Source organism: Nonomuraea lactucae (assembly GCF_003313395.1).
GTDB classification, from domain to species: domain Bacteria; phylum Actinomycetota; class Actinomycetes; order Streptosporangiales; family Streptosporangiaceae; genus Nonomuraea; species Nonomuraea lactucae.
In genome coordinates this window covers 1-1521 of the sequence record NZ_QNFZ01000522.1, presented here as the reverse complement: position 1 = coordinate 1521, position 1521 = coordinate 1, and the positions used below count along the sequence as shown (strand labels likewise).

Genomic DNA, 1521 nt, shown 5'->3' with positions numbered 1-1521 from the left:
GTTGCCGGCTACGTAGGGACGAGGAGACGGACGGAGCCCCCGCCACTTGACCTTCGACGCCTTACGGTGGTCAGTCCTCGCCGTAGCGGGCCGGGAGGACGTCGGCGGCGATCTCGTACAGCCGCTGGATCTCGGCGTCGGTCAGCGCCCGCTCGCGCTTGGTGATCCACTTACGGGCCCGGCTGCCCTCGTAGACGTCGACGCCCTTGATGCTCATGATCTTCCATGGCACCGGCGGCCCGTAGATGGCCAGCGAGGGCACGACCGCCACGTCGCGGCCGTAGGCCTTGCTGATCAGCTCGCTGGCGTGCGACGCCTCCATCTTCGCCTCGGCGAGGCGGGCCTTCTTGTCGAACGGGCCGTGGAAGAGCTTCTTGCCCATCTGCACCCGGACGGGCAGGCGCTTGTCCCACTTCTCGGAGTCGACCGCGTACACGCCCGTCGGGCCGACCACCAGATGGTCGATCTGGGCCTCGGTGCCGGGGATCGCCCTGGCGTGGAGCGTGCGGTAGCCGTTGCGTTCGAGCTTTCGCAGCTGGGCCTCGGTGCGGCGCTCCGCGACCGAGGAGCGCCGCCACGCGGGCACGCTGGAGTGGGATCGCGCGCGGTAGACCGTGTCGAGGATCGCCGCGACGACGCCCGCGGTCACGCCCGCGCGCCAGTCGCCCAGCAGGAATCCCGCGACCAGGGTCACCCCCAGCGCCAGCAGCGCGCGGTTGCGCAGGTGGCGGTAGCGCGGCTGCCTCAGCAGGCTGCTCACGGACGCCCGTAGGACGGGCGCGTACGTGGAGGTGGGCGCCGATTGCTTGGCGGGGGGCTCGCCCTCCGGTCTGTCGCTCACCCAGATCGGTGAGGTGCTGTGACCGTCTTCTCGCTGGTGGTCGGAGTCCACGCGACTCACCGTAGCCCGAGCGTCAGGTCGATTCCTAGTGTTGCCCTGTCCATAGTTTTATGGCCCCAGCCCGCCGTGTTCGCTGCCCGTTTTCCGGGTATCTATTACGTTCTTCTCTAGAGATCCCTAGTGTGAAGTACCGTGCAGGACCTTCACGAGCTGTCGGCGCTCGAGCTGGCGCGGGCCATCCGTGACCGGGTGATCTCTCCGGTCGAGCTCACCCACCACTACCTCGATCGGATCGAGCGCATCGACCCGCATGTCGGCGCGTACGTGACCGTGACCGCCGAGAGGGCACTCGAACAAGCCCGCCGCCTGGAGAAGGACCTGCCAGACGGGCCGCTCGCCGGAGTGCCGATCCCTGTCAAGGATCTTAACCTGGTGAAGGACGTGCCGATCATGTTCGGGTCGGCGACATACCGGGAGTTCGTCTCACCCGTGGACGACACGGTCGTGGAACGGCTGCGCGAGGCCGGCACGGTCATGCTCGGCAAGACCGCGACACCCGAGTTCGGGCTGCCCTGCTACACAGAGACCGACGTCTCCCCGCCCTCCCGCTCGCCCTGGGACACCGGAAGGTCGGCGGGCGGGTCGAGCGGCGGGGCGGCCGCCGCGGTGGCGGCCGGGCT

At 69.0% G+C, this 1521-nt stretch carries 2 protein-coding genes; one reads left to right on the top strand and one right to left on the bottom strand.

Annotated elements, in window-relative coordinates; genetic code table 11:
* Positions 1-70: 70 nt before the first annotated feature.
* The gene (locus tag DQW85_RS23230; protein WP_113702224.1) at positions 71-892 is read right to left on the bottom strand and encodes a nuclease-related domain-containing protein; all 822 of its coding nucleotides are present in this window, start codon (positions 890-892) and stop codon (positions 71-73) included.
* A gap of 141 nt (positions 893-1033) precedes the next feature.
* Between DQW85_RS23230 and DQW85_RS23225 the strand changes: the two genes are divergently transcribed.
* Positions 1034-1521: amidase (locus DQW85_RS23225; RefSeq protein WP_205315345.1), on the top strand; the 488-nt coding region annotated here is incomplete at its 3' end.